At 70.1% G+C, this 15,846-nt stretch carries 14 protein-coding genes; 5 read left to right on the top strand and 9 right to left on the bottom strand.

Annotation, left to right across the window (positions count from 1 at the left end):
* Nucleotides 1–101: 101 nt before the first annotated feature.
* Entirely contained in the window at nucleotides 102–842 is a 741-nt protein-coding gene (locus IEY81_RS09650; protein WP_189118264.1) for a hypothetical protein, read from the top strand.
* Here the strand turns inward: IEY81_RS09650 and metH are convergent.
* Nucleotides 824–4,534: a methionine synthase gene (gene metH / locus IEY81_RS09655; RefSeq protein ID WP_189118265.1), complete on the bottom strand. Its 3,711-nt coding sequence runs from the start codon at nucleotides 4,532–4,534 to the stop codon at nucleotides 824–826. The two genes, IEY81_RS09650 and metH, sit on opposite strands and share 19 nt — an antisense overlap.
* A 188-nt stretch (nucleotides 4,535–4,722) precedes the next feature.
* Between metH and IEY81_RS09660 the strand changes: the two genes are divergently transcribed.
* The gene (locus IEY81_RS09660) at nucleotides 4,723–5,571 is read left to right on the top strand and encodes a PAC2 family protein (RefSeq protein ID WP_189118266.1); all 849 of its coding nucleotides are present in this window, start codon (nucleotides 4,723–4,725) and stop codon (nucleotides 5,569–5,571) included.
* Nucleotides 5,572–5,783: 212 nt separating this feature from the next.
* Here the strand turns inward: IEY81_RS09660 and mshC are convergent, their stop codons facing one another.
* From mshC to IEY81_RS09680, 4 genes are read right to left on the bottom strand one after another with little or no spacing between them, the layout of a single operon-like run.
* On the bottom strand, nucleotides 5,784–7,016 hold the full coding sequence (gene mshC / locus IEY81_RS09665; protein ID WP_189118267.1) for a cysteine--1-D-myo-inosityl 2-amino-2-deoxy-alpha-D-glucopyranoside ligase: 1,233 nt from the start codon (nucleotides 7,014–7,016) through the stop codon (nucleotides 5,784–5,786).
* A gap of 32 nt (nucleotides 7,017–7,048) precedes the next feature.
* On the bottom strand, nucleotides 7,049–7,828 hold the full coding sequence (locus IEY81_RS09670) for an SCO1664 family protein (RefSeq protein WP_229787624.1): 780 nt from the start codon (nucleotides 7,826–7,828) through the stop codon (nucleotides 7,049–7,051).
* 4 nt (nucleotides 7,829–7,832) lie between these two features.
* Nucleotides 7,833–8,438, bottom strand: coding sequence for a DUF3090 family protein (locus IEY81_RS09675; RefSeq protein ID WP_189118268.1), 606 nt, complete (start codon nucleotides 8,436–8,438; stop codon nucleotides 7,833–7,835).
* A 9-nt stretch (nucleotides 8,439–8,447) separates the two neighbouring features.
* Nucleotides 8,448–9,194 carry an MSMEG_4193 family putative phosphomutase gene (locus tag IEY81_RS09680; RefSeq protein WP_444544150.1) on the bottom strand — a complete coding sequence of 249 codons (747 nt, stop codon included), beginning with the start codon at nucleotides 9,192–9,194 and terminating at the stop codon, nucleotides 8,448–8,450.
* Between the two features lie 65 nt (nucleotides 9,195–9,259).
* Between IEY81_RS09680 and corA the strand changes: the two genes are divergently transcribed.
* The gene (gene corA, locus IEY81_RS09685; RefSeq protein ID WP_189118270.1) at nucleotides 9,260–10,240 is read left to right on the top strand and encodes a magnesium/cobalt transporter CorA; all 981 of its coding nucleotides are present in this window, start codon (nucleotides 9,260–9,262) and stop codon (nucleotides 10,238–10,240) included.
* Between the two features lie 24 nt (nucleotides 10,241–10,264).
* Here corA and IEY81_RS09690 read toward each other — a convergent pair whose 3' ends face one another.
* The 4 genes from IEY81_RS09690 to IEY81_RS09705 all read right to left on the bottom strand — a co-directional run bounded on the left by IEY81_RS09690 (nucleotide 10,265) and on the right by IEY81_RS09705 (nucleotide 14,436).
* Entirely contained in the window at nucleotides 10,265–11,479 is a 1,215-nt protein-coding gene (locus tag IEY81_RS09690; protein ID WP_189118271.1) for a tetratricopeptide repeat protein, read from the bottom strand.
* Nucleotides 11,480–11,816: 337 nt separating this feature from the next.
* Nucleotides 11,817–12,284 carry a hypothetical protein gene (locus tag IEY81_RS09695; RefSeq protein ID WP_189118272.1) on the bottom strand — a complete coding sequence of 156 codons (468 nt, stop codon included), beginning with the start codon at nucleotides 12,282–12,284 and terminating at the stop codon, nucleotides 11,817–11,819.
* A 39-nt stretch (nucleotides 12,285–12,323) separates the two neighbouring features.
* A complete protein-coding gene (gene ilvA, locus IEY81_RS09700; RefSeq protein ID WP_189118273.1) occupies nucleotides 12,324–13,592 on the bottom strand; it encodes a threonine ammonia-lyase IlvA in 1,269 nt (422 codons plus the stop codon).
* A 19-nt stretch (nucleotides 13,593–13,611) separates the two neighbouring features.
* Nucleotides 13,612–14,436: an undecaprenyl-diphosphate phosphatase gene (locus IEY81_RS09705; protein WP_189118274.1), complete on the bottom strand. Its 825-nt coding sequence runs from the start codon at nucleotides 14,434–14,436 to the stop codon at nucleotides 13,612–13,614.
* 61 nt (nucleotides 14,437–14,497) lie between these two features.
* On the opposite strand from IEY81_RS09705, the gene IEY81_RS09710 reads away from it, so the two are divergent.
* On the top strand, nucleotides 14,498–15,448 hold the full coding sequence (locus tag IEY81_RS09710) for an aldo/keto reductase (RefSeq protein ID WP_189118275.1): 951 nt from the start codon (nucleotides 14,498–14,500) through the stop codon (nucleotides 15,446–15,448).
* Between the two features lie 181 nt (nucleotides 15,449–15,629).
* Complete coding sequence (locus tag IEY81_RS09715; RefSeq protein ID WP_189118398.1) at nucleotides 15,630–15,818, top strand: DUF5703 family protein; 189 nt, start codon at nucleotides 15,630–15,632, stop codon at nucleotides 15,816–15,818.
* Nucleotides 15,819–15,846: the final 28 nt, after the last annotated feature.

Raw genomic sequence — 15,846 nt, forward strand, 5'->3', positions numbered from 1 at the left:
TGGCGGGCGTGCGCACATGCTCGCGACTCCCACGTCCCGGCCGGGGCCGGTTACGGTTCGCTCCATGGTGACTCCTCCGCTCCCCCGGCCCGAGGGACGTCGTGCTGCCCGCTGAGGCCGAGCGGCTGCTCACCCCTGACCTGGTCGAGTGGCTCGCGGACCTGGTCGACCCGGCGCTGCTCCGGAAGGAGTCGCCGAAGGCTCAGCTGCAGGGGCTGACGAGCGCGGTCGTGCACCGTGTCGGGGTCAACGAGACCTTCGGGCTGCTGCACTTCCGCGAGGAGCTCGAGCACAACCCGCTGCCGCTGCGTGACCCGGACGGGCTCAGGCTGGTCCTGGTCACCAGCCGGGGTGAGGACCTGGCCGTCGACGACGTCGAGTTCGTCGACTGGAGCCGCGACGACGACTGCCAGCGGTGCCGGACCGCGCTGGAGAGCTGGACACCGCCGGCCTTCGACCGGAGCGCGCGGATCACGTCGGTCGGCGCGCTTCACATCGCCTACGACAACGCCGGTCGGGCGGGCATCAGGTCCGCGGAGCTGCTGGCGCGGCTCCGCCCGGCGGTCGCCCGCGCGAACGCCGATCTCGACTCCTGGGACTCCGAGACGGTCGGTGCCTACTGGCACCCGACGACCGAGAGCTGGGCCCACGTGGTCCCGCTGGCTCTCGACCCCGAGCGCGGCCCGGTGGCGGGCGTGCTCACCCGCCACCCGGACGGCTACCACCTCGTCACGATCCTGACGCGGCGTACGGCCTTCTGGAACGTGGCCAGCGTCGGTCAGGTTCCGCCGGCATGGCTCGACCATGCCGGCGGGACCGAGACTCAGTCCTCGGGGTCGTAGCCCAGGTTGGGCGAGAGCCAGCGCTCGGCCTCGGCCATCGTCCAGCCCTTGCGCTTCGCGTAGTCGGCGACCTGGTCCTGGCCGATGCGGCCGACGACGAAGTACTGCGACTCGGGGTGGCCGTAGTAGATGCCGGAGACCGACGCGCCGGGCCACATCGCCATCGAGTCGGTGAGCTCGATGCCGGTGTTCTTCTCCACGTCGAGCAGGGACCAGATGGTGCGCTTCTCGGTGTGGTCGGGGCAGGCCGGGTAGCCGGGAGCGGGCCGGATGCCGGAGTACTTCTCGGCGATCAGATCCTCGTTGGCCATCCTGGTCTGTGCCTCGTCGGCCGCGTAGCCCCAGAACTCGGTGCGTACGCGCTCGTGGAGCCGCTCCGCGAACGCCTCGGCCAGGCGGTCGGCGAGCGCCTCCACCATGATCGCGGAGTAGTCGTCGAGGGCCTCCTTGAAGGCCATCACGCGCTCGGGCAGGCCGATGCCGGCGGTCACGGCGAAGGCACCGACGTGGTCGGCCCCTGCGCCCACGGGAGCGACGTAGTCGGCCAGCGACTTGTTGGCCACGCCGTCGCGGTGCTGGCCCTGCTGGCGCAGCTGGAAGAGGGTGGCGCGCTCCTCGGTGCGCGAGTCGTCGGTGTAGACGACCACGTCCTCGCCGGTGGAGTTGGCCGGGAAGAGGCCGTAGACGCCACGCGCCTCGACCCACTTCTCCTCGATCATCCGGTCGAGCATCTCCTGCGCGTCGTCGAAGAGCTTGCGCGCGGCCTCGCCGGTCGCCGGGTTGTTGAGGATGTCGGGGAAGCGCCCCTTCATCTCCCAGGCGTTGAAGAACGGCTGCCAGTCGATGTAGTCGCGCAGCTCGGCGATCGGGTATTCCACGAGCGTGTGCACACCGGTCTGCGCCGGCGTCGCCGGGAGCTCGGAGAAGTCGACCTCGGGCTTGTTGGCCTTCGCCTGGACGTACGTCAGGGAGGGCCGCTCGCGCCGCTCGGCATGCCGCGCGCGCAGCGAGTCGTAGTCGTCCTTGACCTCGGCCATCAGCTTCTCGCGGCGGCCGGCGTCGAGGAGGGCGGCGGCGGTCGGGACCGACCGGGAGGCGTCCTTGACCCAGACGACGGGGCCGTCGTAGGCCTTGTCGATCTTGACCGCGGTGTGGGCGCGCGAGGTCGTCGCGCCGCCGATGAGCAGCGGCAGGTCGAGCCCGACGCGCTGCATCTCGGTGGCGAAGCCGACCATCTCGTCCAGCGACGGCGTGATCAGGCCGGAGAGCCCGATGATGTCGGCGTCGTGCTCCTTGGCGGCGTCGAGGATCTTCTGGGCGGGCACCATCACGCCGAGGTCGATGACCTCGTAGTTGTTGCACTGCAGGACCACGCCGACGATGTTCTTGCCGATGTCGTGGACGTCGCCCTTGACCGTGGCCATCACGATCGTGCCGTTCTTCGTCTCGGCGTCGCCGGGCTGCTTCTCGGCCTCGATGAACGGGATCAGGTAGGCGACCGCCTTCTTCATCACCCGGGCACTCTTGACCACCTGCGGCAGGAACATCTTCCCGGCGCCGAAGAGGTCGCCGACCACGTTCATGCCGTCCATCAGCGGGCCCTCGATGACCTCGATCGGGCGGCCACCGCGGGCGGAGATCTCCGCGCGGAGCTCCTCGGTGTCGGCCTCGACGTAGGCGTCGAGGCCCTTGACCAGCGCGTGGGTGATCCGCTCGCCGACCGGCAGCTCGCGCCACTCCTCGGCCTTGGCCTCCGCCTCGGGTGAGTCCTTGTTGTACTTCGAGGCGATCTCCAGGAGCCGCTCGGCGGCGTCGGCGCGCCGGTTGAGGATGACGTCCTCGATGCGGTCGCGCAGCTCGGGGTCGACCTCGGAGTAGGGCACCAGCGCGCCGGCGTTGACGATGCCCATGTCCAGGCCCGCCTCGATCGCGTGGTAGAGGAAGACCGCGTGGATCGCCTCGCGCACCGGGTTGTTGCCGCGGAAGGAGAAGCTCACGTTGGAGATGCCGCCGGAGACCTTCGCGCCGGGCAGGTTCTGCTTGATCCAGCGCACCGACTCGATGAAGTCGACGCCGTAGGTCGCGTGCTCCTCGATGCCGGTCGCGACCGCGAACACGTTCGGGTCGAAGATGATGTCCTCGGGGTCGAAGCCGACCTCGTCGACCAGGATCCGGTAGGCGCGCTCGCAGACCGCGATCCGGCGCTCGTAGGAGTCGGCCTGGCCGTCCTCGTCGAAGGCCATCACGACCGCGGCCGCGCCGTAGCGCTTGCACGCGCGGGCGTGCTCGAGGAACGGCTCGACGCCCTCCTTGAGGGAGATCGAGTTGACGATCGGCTTGCCCTGGACGAGCTTGAGACCGGCCTCGATGACCTCCCACTTGGAGGAGTCGATCATGATCGGCACCCGGGAGATGTCGGGCTCGGAGGCGACCAGCGTCAGGAACCGGGTCATCGCCGCGACGCCGTCGATCATCCCCTCGTCCATGTTGACGTCGATGACCTGGGCGCCGTTCTCGACCTGCTGGGCGGCCACCGACAGCGCGGTGTCGTAGTCACCGGCCTTGATCAGGTTGCGGAACTTCGCCGACCCGGTGATGTTGGTGCGCTCACCCACGTTGACGAAGAGGCTCTTCTCGTTGACCGTGAACGGCTCCAGGCCCGAGAGGCGCAGCGCGGGGTCGATCTCCGGCAGGTCGCGGGGCTCGACGCCGTCGACCTGCTTGGCGATCTCGGCGATGTGGGCCGGGGTGGTGCCGCAGCAGCCGCCGACCAGGTTCACGAAGCCGGCCGTCACGAACTCGGAGACGTGGCTCGCGGTGTCGGTCGGGCCCTCGTCGTACTCGCCGAACGCGTTCGGCAGCCCCGCGTTGGGGTAGCAGGAGACGAACGTGTCCGAGACCCGGGCGAGCTCGGCGATGTAGGGGCGCATCTCCTCGGCGCCCAGCGCGCAGTTGAGGCCGACCAGGAGCGGGTCGGCGTGGCGTACGGAGTCCCAGAACGCCTCGGTGACCTGCCCGGACAGGGTGCGGCCGCTGGCGTCGGTGATGGTGCCGGAGATGACCAGCGGCCAGCGGCGACCGTAGTCCTCGAAGACCTGCTGGACGCCGAAGATCGCCGCCTTGGCGTTGAGGGTGTCGAAGATGGTCTCGATGAAGATCAGGTCCGAGCCGCCCTCGAGGAGCGCACGGGTCGCCTCGGCGTACGCGTCGCGCAGCTGCTCGTAGGTGACGTTGCGGGCGCCCGGGTCGTTCACGTCGGGGCTGATCGAGGCCGTACGCGAGGTGGGGCCGAGCGTGCCGGCGACGTAGCGCGGCCGGTCGGGGGTCGCGTAGTCGTCCGCGGCCTTGCGGGCCAGTCGGGCGGCCTCGAAGTTGATCTCGTAGGCGAGGTCGACCATGTCGTAGTCGATCAGCGAGATCGCGTTGGCGTTGAACGTGTTGGTCTCGATGATGTCGGCGCCGGCCTCGAGGTATTCGCGGTGGATCGCCTCGATCATCTGCGGCTGGGTCAGGTTGAGCAGGTCGTTGTTGCCGACCAGGTCGGTGTGCCAGTCCTTGAACCGCTCGCCGCGGTATCCGGCCTCGTCGGGCCGGTCACGTTGGATCGCCGTACCCATCGCACCGTCGAGCACCATGATCCGCTCCTTGAGGGTGGCAGTCAGGGTCTCGGTGACATCAGGGCGCAGACTCACTCTGTTTTCCTCTCCCGGCGGGCCGGCTGTGTGCTCGGCTCTGCCTGAAACACGCTACGACGTAGATGTTCAGACGGGGCCATCTCATTCCGAATCCTGACACCGGTGGTCCACCAGGTGGGAATCGCTGAGGTGTACGCGGCGTGAACGGCACCGTCGGGCTGGCCTGCATGACTAGGGTGGAGGGCGTGATCGAGATCGAAGAGACCCGCGACCTGGTCGATCCTGTGGTGATCGCAGCGTTCGAGGGATGGAACGACGCGGCGGACGCCGCGTCCGGGACGGTTGACCACCTCATGGACGTCTGGGGCGCGCGCGTCGTGGCCGAGATCGACCCCGAGGACTTCTACGACTACCAGGTCAACCGCCCTGTCACCGGCGTCGACGAGAACGGCTTCCGGTCGATCACCTGGCCGACCACCCAGATCGCGGTCTGCTCCCCGCCCGATCTCGACCGCGACATCATCCTGGTGCGCGGCATCGAGCCCAACATGCGCTGGAAGCAGTTCGTCAGCGAGATCCTGGAGTGCGTCGACGACCTCGGCGGCCAGCTCGTGGTGACCCTCGGCGCGCTGCTCGCCGACGCACCCCACACCCGGCCGATCCCGGTCTCCGGCACCGCCACCGAGCCCGACCTCGTCGACCGGCTCAAGCTCGACTCCCCCTCCTACGAGGGCCCGACCGGCATCGTCGGCGTGCTGCAGGAGGCGTGCGTGCAGAACGACATCCCCGCCGTCTCCTACTGGGCCGCGGTCCCCCACTACGTCGCCGCGCCGCCCTGCCCCAAGGCCACTCTCGCGATCGTCAACAAGCTCGAGGACCTGCTGCAGTGCTCCATCCCGCTCGGCGACCTCCCCGAGGACTCCCGGGCCTGGGAGCGCGGTGTCAACGACCTCGCCGAGGAGGACGAGGACGTCTCCGACTACGTACGCTCCCTGGAGGAGGCCCGCGACACCGCCGACCTCCCCGAGGCCTCCGGCGACGCGATCGCCCGGGAGTTCGAGCGGTACCTCAAGCGCCGCACCGACGACTCCTAGCCCCACCGGCCGAACCGGCACCCCCACCGGCCGAACCGTCAGCCCCGCTGGTCGAACCGTCAGCCCGGCCGAACCGTCAGCCCGCTGGTCGAGCCGCGAGCGCCAGCGAGCGTGTCGAGACCAACACAGTCCCATCGAGCGCCGAAGGGGACTGTGTTGGTCTCGACACGCCTCCGCCTAGCGGCTCCGGCGGCTCGACCGACGGGCGAACCTCAGAGCTTGATGCCCAACGCCGCGTCGACGACCTGAGCGATGGCCTGCCCGGCGAGCGGGTCGGAGGTCTCGGCGAGGCCACCCTCCCCCAGCGTGGCCGCGACCCAGGCGTCGACGGCCTGGACCGCACGCGGGGCGTCGAGGTCGTCGGCGAGGGCGCCGAGGACGGTCTCGACGACAGGCGCCGCCGGAGCACCGCGGCCCAGCGCGACCGCCTTGCGCCATTCGGCGATCTTGTCGACGGCGTCGAAGAGCTTGGCGTCGGTCCACTCCCAGTCGTCGCGGTAGTGGTGGCCGAGCAGCACCAGCCGGATCGCCATCGGGTCGATCTCGGAGTTGCGCAGGGCGGAGACGAAGACGAGGTTGCCGCGCGACTTGGACATCTTGTGACCGTCGTAGGCCACCATCCCGCCGTGGGTGTAGATCTCGGCGAACCGCTGGCCCGCCGAGCGGGCGTGGGAGCCGGACATCTCGTGGTGCGGGAAGATCAGGTCGGAGCCGCCGGCCTGGACGGTGAACCCGGCGCCGAGGTGCTCCAGGGCGATCGCGGTGCACTCGATGTGCCAGCCCGGACGACCGGGACCGTACGGCGAGGGCCACGACGGCTCACCCGGACGCTCCGCGCGCCACAGCAGCGGGTCGAGCGGGTCCTTCTTGCCGGCGCGCTCGGGGTCTCCCCCACGCTCACCGAACAGCTCGAGCATCTGCTCGCGGCTCAGCCGCGACTCGGCACCGAACTCGTCGTCGACGGCGACCGAGGCGTACAGGTCATCGTCGACCTTGTAGATCGCGCCCGCCTGCTCGAGCTCGCCGATCAGCGAGATCACCAGCGGGATCGACTCGACGGCGCCGATGTAGTGCTGCGGCGGCACCACCCGCAGCGCCTCCATGTCCTGCCGGAAGAGCTCGGTCTCGCGCTCGGCGAGCGCCTCCCACTCGATGCCGACCTTGTCGGCCCGCTCGAGCAGCGGGTCGTCGACGTCAGTGACGTTCTGGGTGTAGCCGACCTCGTGGCCGGCGTTGAGCCAGGCCCGGTGGAGCAGGTCGAAGGCGACATAGGTGTTGGCGTGACCGATGTGGGTCGCGTCGTACGGGGTGATGCCACATACGTACAGCGACCGGCGACCCTCACCCTGGGTCGGGACGACCGCGTCCCGCTGATGGTCGTAGAGCTGCACCTCGGGGCCTTGGGCAGACAGCTGGGGGACGTCGGGTGCAGACCAAGCGCGCATGAGTGCAGCCTACTTGGCGGACAACACCTGTCTCAGAACGGCGGCCACGGGATGACATGACGGTCGTAGCCGGGCCGCGGGAACGCACCCTCGGCGAGCAGCCGCTCGCAGCGCAGGCCGAGAGCCTCGACCTCCGCACCCGTCAGGTACGCAGCCAGCCCCCGCCCCAACGCACCCGAGAGCCCCGCACGGACCGCCCGGATGCCGGCGAGCTCCTCGTCGGAGAGCTCCAGCCCCTGCCAGCCCCACAGGATGGTGCGCAGCTTCGGCTCCTCGTGGAAGGTGAGCCCGTGGTCGCAGCCGTAGCGGTGACCGTCGGCGAGCGGCAGCACGTGGCCGCCCTTGCGGTCGGCGTTGTTGGTGACCGCGTCGAAGACGGCCATCCGGCGCAGCGCGGGCGTGTCCTCGTGAACGAGGGTGACGACCCGGTCGTGCTCGTCGAAGCCGTCGAAGACGCGGAGGTAGCCGGACGGCACCTCGCCCTCCGGGACGATCGTGACCGGCTCGGTGGCCTCGTCGGCGTGGATCCAGCGCTGGATCATCCCCGGACCGTGCGGTCCGTCGCCGAGCCAGGTCTCGGGGACGACCGACCAGCCCAGGGCCTCGGAGACGAGGTGGGCGGCGACCTCGCGGTGGGCCAGGTTGCCGTCGGGGAAGTCCCACAGCGGCCGCTCCCCCGCGATCGGCTTGTAGACCACCTCGGTCTCGCCGAGGGTGGCCAGGAAGGTCGCGTTGGAGGCCGTGGTCAGCCGGCCGACGAGCTCCAGCTCGCCGTCTCGGGCGCTGTGCGTGATGTCCGGGGCGGGGTCCACGGGATCAGACCGGGTCGCGCCGCTTGAACCCGTTCGCCCGCACGCACAGGTGTCCCTCGGGGTCGATCGGGTTGCCGCAGAACGGGCAGTTGGGACGGCCGGCGCCCAGCACCGCCTCGGCGCGCTTGACGAAGGCGCGGGCGTTGCGCGGCGCGATCCGGACGAGGAGCACCTCCTCGGGCTCGGCCTCCTCGAGCTCGATGGCCGCCACCGCGTCCTCGTCGACCAGCTGGCCGGACTCGTCGACCTCGGCGATGATCTCGGTCTCGTTGATCGGGAAGACCTCGAGGACGACCATGTCGTCGTCGGGGTCCCAGGCCAGGGTCATCGTGCCGGCCCGGAACTCCTCCTCGATCGGCTGCTCCAGCGGCCCGTTGTCGTCGAGCTCGAAGGGCGCGACCGCGGGCACGACGGCGGGAGCCGACTTCATCACCTCGTCGAGGAGCTCGTCGAGCCGCTCGGCGAGCACGGTGACCTGCTGCTTCTCCAGAGCCACGGAGACGACCCGCGTTCCCTCACGCGCCTGGAGGAAGAACGTCCGCGCCCCGGGCTCGCCGACGGTGCCGACGACGAATCGTTCGGGCGGTTCGAAGGCGTGCATCACAGGCATGGTCAAACCTTATCGAGCGCCACCCAGATCGGCGGCAGCCGAAGCCTCACCGGGCCCGGCGCCGCCGCCGAGCACGGCGTCGTCGCTGCGCCGCCGCGAGGACTTGCGGCCCTTCTTCGGAGCCTGCTTCGGGGCCAGCCAGGCGAGGTCCCCGGCGTGGGTGTTGGTCGCGAGGACCGTCGGGCGGCCCTCGCCGTAACGGATGACGGAGATGGAGGCGGGGTCGACGTGCAGACGCTGGAAGAGGTCGAGGTGCATGCCGAGCGCGTCGGCCAGGATCGACTTGATCGGGTCGCCGTGGCTCACGCACAGCCAGACCGCCCCGTCTCCGTGCGCCGCGGTGACGGCGGCGTCGTGGCGGCGTACGGCCTCGACGCTGCGGGCCTGCATGGTGGGCATCGACTCGCCGCCGGGGAAGGTGACGGCCGACGGCTGGGTCTGCACGGTCTTCCACAGCTTGCGACGCGCCAGGGTGGAGATCTTCTCGCCCTGCCACTCGCCGTAGTCACACTCGGCGACCCCGTCCTCGACCACGACGCTCGGCTGCTCGGGGCGGCCCTCCAGGATCGTCGAGAGCGTCTCCTGGCAACGTTCCATCGGGCTGGTCACCGCCAGCGCCAGCGGCACGGGCGCGATCCGCTCGGCGGCGCGCGCCGCCTGCTCCAGGCCGTGCTCGTCCAGCCGTACGCCGGGCAGCCGGCCCGCCAGCGTGCCGGATGCGTTCGCCGTCGTACGGCCGTGTCTCACCAGGATCATCGTCGCCACGGTTGGCGACCCTATCGATCCCGGATGAGAGGCACACCATGCCCTAACCTGACAACGTGATCGTCGACAGCGCTCTCTACCGCGCCGGTGAGCGCGACCAGGCCGACAGCGCGCCCCGCGACTACGCCGCGCTGCGGGCCGGGGTGCGGGCGGAAGGAGACTTCGTCTGGCTCGGTCTCTACCAGCCCAGCCAGGGCGAGCTCGACGAGGTCGCCGACGCGTTCGGGCTGCACCCGCTCGCCGTCGAGGACGCCCTCAAGGCACACCAGCGGCCCAAGCTGGAGCGCTACGGCGACGGGATGTTCCTGGTCGTCAAGACGCTCTGGTACGTCGACGCCGACGACGCCGTCGAGACCGGGGAGGTCGCCTTCTTCATCGGTGCCGACTACGTGATCACCGTCCGCCACGGCCGCGGCTCCCAGCTCGCGCCCGCCCGCGAGCTGCTCGAGACCAGCGACGACCACCTCCTCACCGAGGGCCCCTATTCGGCGGTCCACTCGGTCGTCGACTACATCGTCGACGGCTACCGCGACGTCGCCACCGAGCTCACCAAGGACGTCGACGAGGTCGAGACGTCGGTCTTCTCCGACGAGCGCACCGAGGACTCCGCCCGCATCTACCGTCTCCGTCGCGAGATCGCGGAGATGCGCCGCGCCGTGATGCCGCTGCGCGAGCCGGTGCGCCGCTTCGCCAACGGCGAGGCCGGCATCGACCCCGACCTGCGCCCCTACTTCCGCGACATCCTCGACCACCTCTCCTCCATCGTGGAGGCGATCGAGAACCTCGAGACCCTGCTCTCCTCCGCCTTCCAGGCCCACATGGCCCAGCTCTCGCTGCAGCAGAACGAGGACATGCGCCGCATCTCCGCCGGCGCCGCACTGGTCGTGGTCCCGACCCTCATCGCCGGCATCTACGGGATGAACTTCACCCACATGCCAGAGCTGTCCTGGACCTTCGGCTACCCGTTCTCGCTGCTGCTCATGGCCGCCGTGGTCGCCGGGCTGTGGATCTTCTTCCGGAAGTCCGGCTGGTTCTGACCTCGCCTGCGTCGTGGCGCCCGTTCACGGCTGCAGGCTCCGCAGATGCGCCGCGAAGTCAGCGGCGGTCGCCGGGTCGTGCCTGCCGATCTCGTCCGTCACTTCGCGCGCGACGAGCATGAGCGACGGCGCGCTGCGCCGCTGGTGCGCCAGCGCCTGCTCGACGAACCCCACGGCACCGTCGACATCTCCGGAACGGGCGGAGAGGGTCGCCTTGGTGAGCTGAGCCTCTGCAGTTCTCATCGGCGAGACGGATGTGCCGTCCCACGACGTAGACGTGCGGAGCACGCTGTCGGCCATCGCCTCGGCCTGCGCGTCGTCGCCGAGCACGCGATAGGCGTCCATCGCGTAGAAGCTGGCTTTGGTCGGGTCGACGTTGAAGTGGTTGCGGAGGTTGGTCGGTGTGGGCGCCGAGTCGAGCACCTGCCGTACGCCTTCCAGGGCGATCTCGGTGTCGTGCCGCTCGCCCATCCGGGCGTACGCCTTCGCCTGCTGCGCATAGAGCTGCGCGGCGACGGAGTCACGCGGCGCGGCCTCGATTCCGGCGCCGGCGTACGCCACCGCCTGCGGCAGGTCGCCTTGGGTGAGCGCCTTCCACGCCTGGATCTCCCACGTCCAAGCACTGATGACCCCGGCACCCAGGTCCTCGGCGAGACCGGCAGCGGCGACCCTGGCGTGCTGGGAGTTGAGGGCGTCGCCGCGGTCCCACATCAGGCAGGAGCGCAACAGGGCGAGCCATCCGGTGAGCTCCAGCACCCTGGCGTGCCCGGCGAGGTTCACGCGACCGTTGGAGATCAGCCCGCGAAGGTCGCGCAGCCACTGGTCGACCTCGAGGACGAGCGGACCCGCGTCGCGCGCGGCGTACTCCGAGCACAGCCGCTCCACCTGAGCAGCGGTCTGCTCCAGGTGCTCGCTCCCGACGCGAGGCGACCGCAGGGCGGCCACCAGATCGGCGAACTCGTCGGGAGACAACGCCGCCGGCACGACCTCGTCAGCGAGCGGCCGAACCGGCCAGAAGTCGAGATAGGGCAGGTCGAACATGCGGGCGATGGCGACCTTCGACGCGGCATCGGGGTCTTTGACCGCACCCCGCTCCCACCGAGCGATCGACGTACGGACGTTCTCGACCTGATCAGGCGAGTGGTGCTCGCTGGCGGCCACGAACACCTGCGCAGCACGCTGGAGGCTCCAGCCGCGCCCCTGACGCAGCCTGCGGAACTTCTGGTGCCACGGCTCCATGCGCCAACGGTACGGCGCGTGACAACGCCGGTGCCACCGTCTGTGTCACTGCCGGCGCGCCGGTCCCACTCGGGATTCTGAGACTCCCCGGGGCGCTGCTGGATGGATTGCCTCCTGGACCCATGCGGGTCGGCGGCGTCCCGGGAGCCACTGAACGATCGACGGGATACCGGTATGGATACAGCGATCTGCGAGACGTGTCACCTGCGATGGGGCCCGGCCGGCAGTCATCCGCCCTGTCTCCAGCTGCCGACGGACGAGCGCCGCGTAGTGGCTGCGGATGCGTTGAATCGGCCTCCCAGCCCGCGGTCCCTTCCCGGCGCGTGATCGTCGCGCTCTACCCCCGGCGCCACCAGCCGCGCGGCTGCTGCTGCTCGGCCTCGCGGGCGCACTCGCGCAGCTCGTGGGCGACGGCTCGATAGACGGTGGCCCACTGCTCACCGGTGAGGCCGCCGACCTGCAGATCGCTGCTTCTGGCGTCCGTGAAGACCTCGGCGTCCTCGACGTACTTGTCGGCCTTCGCTTCGAGCCACGCTACCGGGAATCGAGTGGTACTCATTGCTACCAGTATTTCACGTTTGAACGAGTTCGCGCGCACCTTTGCACAGACCCGCCGACCAGCGACCTGGTCGAGCTGCTCCCCGTCGTACCACTCGACGACGCTGACCAGATCGCTGTCGTACTCGCCGTCGGCGCCATGGCGGAGGTCGATCGACACCTGCTCGGCCGGCGTGGACTCGTCGGTGTAGGACGCCGCCCGGCTGGAGGTCTCGGGCGGCAGGTGTCCGAGCGCGACGGCCGCCACGGCGCGTTGGGTGATCCCGAGATCTTCACGACGTGGAGATCAGTGCAGGAAGGTGAACAGCGGCGAGTCGGGCTCGATCCGCTCGATGACCAGGTCGCTGGCGCCCATCCGCTCCAGCAGGGCGTCGAGGCCGTCGGCGGAGTCGAGATCGATGCCGATCAGGGCGGGGCCGTGCTCGCGGTTGGACTTCTTGACGTACTCGAAGACCACGATGTCCTCGCCGTCGGCGAGCACGTCGTCGAGGAAGCCGCGCAGCGCGCCGGGAGCCTGCGGGAACGAGACCAGGAAGTAGTGGCGCAGGCCCTGGTGGATCAGCGCCCGCTCGAGCACGTCGGCGTAGCGGGAGACGTCGTTGTTGCCCCCGGAGAGGATCGCACCGACCCGCTTCGCGCCGCGCAGGTCGATCTGACCCAGGGCGGCCACCGCGAGCGCTCCGGCGGGCTCGGCGATGATCCCCTCGGTCTGGTAGAGCTCGAGCATTTCCACGCAGACCGCGCCGACGGGCACGGCGACCAGCTCGTCGACGTACTCCTTGACGATCGGGTACGTCACCTTCCCCGCGGTCGCGACCGCGGCACCGTCCACGAAGGTGTCGAGCGTGTCGAGCCGCACCGGCCCGCCCGCCTCGATCGCGGCGGCCATCGAGGCGGCGCCCGCGGGCTCGACGCCGATGATCCGGGTCTCCGGCCAGACCTCGCGCACCCAGGTGGCGACACCGGAGGCGAGCCCGCCACCACCGACGGGCAGCAGGAGGACGTCCAGCGGCTCGGCGATCTGCGCGGTCAGCTCGTGGCCGACCGTGCCCTGTCCGGCGATGGTGCGCGGGTCGTCGAAGGCCGAGACGTACGTCGCGCCGAGCCCACGACCCAGCTCGTAGGCGTACGCGGAGGCCTCGTCGTAGGTCGAGCCGTGGAGGGTGAGCGTGACGTGCTCGCCTCCGAGGGCGGTGATCCGGTCGCGCTTCTGCTTGGGCGTGTTGGTCGGCACCACGATGTGGCCGGGCACGCCGAGGCGGGCGCAGGAGATGGCGACGCCCTGGGCGTGGTTGCCGGCGCTGGCGCACACGACGCCGCGCTCGAGCTCCTCGGCGCTCAGCGTGCTCATCAGGTTGTAGGCGCCGCGGACCTTGTAGGAGCGGCCGAGCTGCAGGTCCTCGCGCTTGAGGAGAACCTCGGCCGCGTAGCGCTGCGAGAGTCTGACCGAGCGCTCCACCGACGTACGCGTCGCGATCGTGCGCGCGGCGGCTTCCTCGATGGCGGCAGGGGTCACCGCAGGGCTCTTCAGCAGGACGGCTCCGGACTCAGACACGATCCCGAGTCTGTCACGATCACCACTCGGTGAGCACTCCCACGCCGAGGAGCACCAGGACCGCCAGACCGAGGACGACCCGGTAGATCACGAACGGGGTGTAGGTGTTGCGCGAGAGGTACTTCAGCAGCCACGCGATCACCGCGTAGCCGAGCACGAACGAGACGATCGTGGCCACGATCGTGGGGCCCCAGCCGTAGAGGTTGTCCTCGTGGGCGATGTCCTTCATCTCGAAGAGACCGGCTCCGAAGACGGCCGGGAGGGCGAGCAGGAAGGCGTACTCGGTCGCCGTGGCGCGCTCGTAGCCCAGGGCGCGGCCCATCGAGATCGTCGCGCCCGAGCGGGAGACGCCGGGGATCAGCGCGCAGGCCTGGGCGCAGCCCATCAGGATCGCGTCGCGCCAGGAGAGGTCGTCGAACCGCTTGCGGTTCTCCCCGATCCGGTCGGCGACGCCGAGCACGATGCCCATCACCACGAGCATGGTGCCCACGACGTACAGGCTGCGGAGGTCGTGCTCGATGATGTCCTGCAGCAGCAGTCCCATCACCACGATCGGGATCGACCCGACGATGATGAACCAGCCCATCCGGGCGTCGGTGTGGCCCCGCAGCTCGGGGTTGAACAGGCTGCGCACCCAGGTCGAGATGATGCTCCAGATGTGACGGCCCATGTAGGCGAGCACCGCCAGCTCGGTGCCGATCTGGATCACCGCGGTGAAGGCCGCGCCCGGATCGCCCCAGCCGAGCAGCTCGGGGAAGATGCGCAGGTGCGCACTCGATGAGATGGGCAGGAACTCGGTGAGAGCCTGAAGGATGCCCAGTGCGATCGCCTGCAGATAATCCACGGGCGGAAACTCTAAGCGTGTCAGTCGAGGACCGCCCAAAGGGCCCCGATACATTGGACGCATGCAGAGCCGACTCCTCGGAGCCACTGGGCTGCGAGTCTCGTCTCTCGCCCTGGGCACCATGACCTGGGGCAGCGTGACCGACGAGCACGAGGCCCGTGAGCAGCTCGCCGGCTTCGCCGAGGCCGGCGGCACGCTCGTCGACACCGCGGCCGCCTATGGCGGTGGCGCCTCGGAGAGACTGCTCGGATCGCTGCTCGCCGAGGGAGTCGTCGCCCGCGACGACGTCGTCGTGGCGACCAAGGCCGGGATCACCTGGCGAGCCGGCGACCGCGGCATCGACACCTCCCGCGGCGCCCTGCTCCGCGGGCTGGACGCCTCGCTGAAGCGGCTCGGGGTCGACCACGTCGACCTGTGGCAGGTGCACGTCTGGTCCCCCGAGGTGCCGCTCGAGGAGACCCTCTCGGCGCTCGACATGGCGCTGAGCAGCGGCCGGGCCGCGTACGTCGGGGTCTCCAACTACACCGGATGGCAGACCGCCCAGGCCGCGACCTGGCAGCGGGCCGTCCCGGGGCGCGCGACGCTGGCCTCGACACAGGTCGAGTACTCCCTGCTGGCCCGCGACATCGAGTACGAGGTGCTCCCTGCCGCCGGCGCGATGGGGCTCGGCGTGCTGGCCTGGTCCCCGCTGGCCGGCGGCGTGCTCACCGGCAAGTACCGCACCGGCACCCCCGCCAACTCCCGCGGCGCCGACCCCGGCTCCTCCGCCCGCGTCGACGTCTACGACGACGAGCGCTCCCGCGGGATCGTCACCGCCGTCGCCCGCGCCGCCGAGGGTTTGGAGTGGTCGCCGCTGCAGGTCTCGCTGGCCTGGGTCCGCGACCGCCCGGGGATCACCGCCCCCGTCCTCGGCGCCCGCACCGCCGCCCAGCTCAAAGAGGCGCTCCAGGTCGCCGACCTCACCCTCCCCTCCGAGATCGCCCTCGCCCTCGACGACGTCTCCGCCGTCTGACCCGCCGGTGTCGAGCATGTCGAGACCACCCATCGCAGAACATCAACCGCCCCGGTGGTCGAGCTTGTCGAGACCCCACCCGAGGGAACATCTGATCGGGCACACTGGTTCTCCCGAGTAGTCCAGCAGAAGGAGTGCTGCCTTGGCCCGAGCCGAACGCCGTCCGCCCCGCCCGGGAGTGATGTGGGAGTACGACAAGGTGACCTTCTCGCGTGAGTTCTCCCGCAACATCGTCACCAAGCTTCTCGTCGAACGCGCCGAGCACGGCGGTTGGGAGCTCGACCGGGTACGCATCACCGCCGACGGCACCCGCCGGGTGACGCTTCGGCGCAAGATCATCCGCCAGCGACTCACCCTCCTCAACCTCTGACGGCCTCCCGGAGCGTCCTCGGCGGCGT

This window comes from Nocardioides luteus, from assembly GCF_014648595.1.
GTDB classification, from domain to species: domain Bacteria; phylum Actinomycetota; class Actinomycetes; order Propionibacteriales; family Nocardioidaceae; genus Nocardioides; species Nocardioides luteus.

What these genes read in the sequence shown, in the direction of transcription:
- IEY81_RS09680 (WP_444544150.1), bottom strand. Translation starts at nt 9,194, where the DNA reads ATGATCCTGGTGAGACACGGCCGTACGACGGCGAACGCATCCGGCACG.
- IEY81_RS09715 (WP_189118398.1), top strand. Translation starts at nt 15,630, where the DNA reads ATGTGGGAGTACGACAAGGTGACCTTCTCGCGTGAGTTCTCCCGCAAC.
- mshC (WP_189118267.1), bottom strand. Translation starts at nt 7,016, where the DNA reads ATGCGCGCTTGGTCTGCACCCGACGTCCCCCAGCTGTCTGCCCAAGGC.
- IEY81_RS09690 (WP_189118271.1), bottom strand. Translation starts at nt 11,479, where the DNA reads ATGGAGCCGTGGCACCAGAAGTTCCGCAGGCTGCGTCAGGGGCGCGGC.
- IEY81_RS09675 (WP_189118268.1), bottom strand. Translation starts at nt 8,438, where the DNA reads ATGCCTGTGATGCACGCCTTCGAACCGCCCGAACGATTCGTCGTCGGC.
- IEY81_RS09710 (WP_189118275.1), top strand. Translation starts at nt 14,498, where the DNA reads ATGCAGAGCCGACTCCTCGGAGCCACTGGGCTGCGAGTCTCGTCTCTC.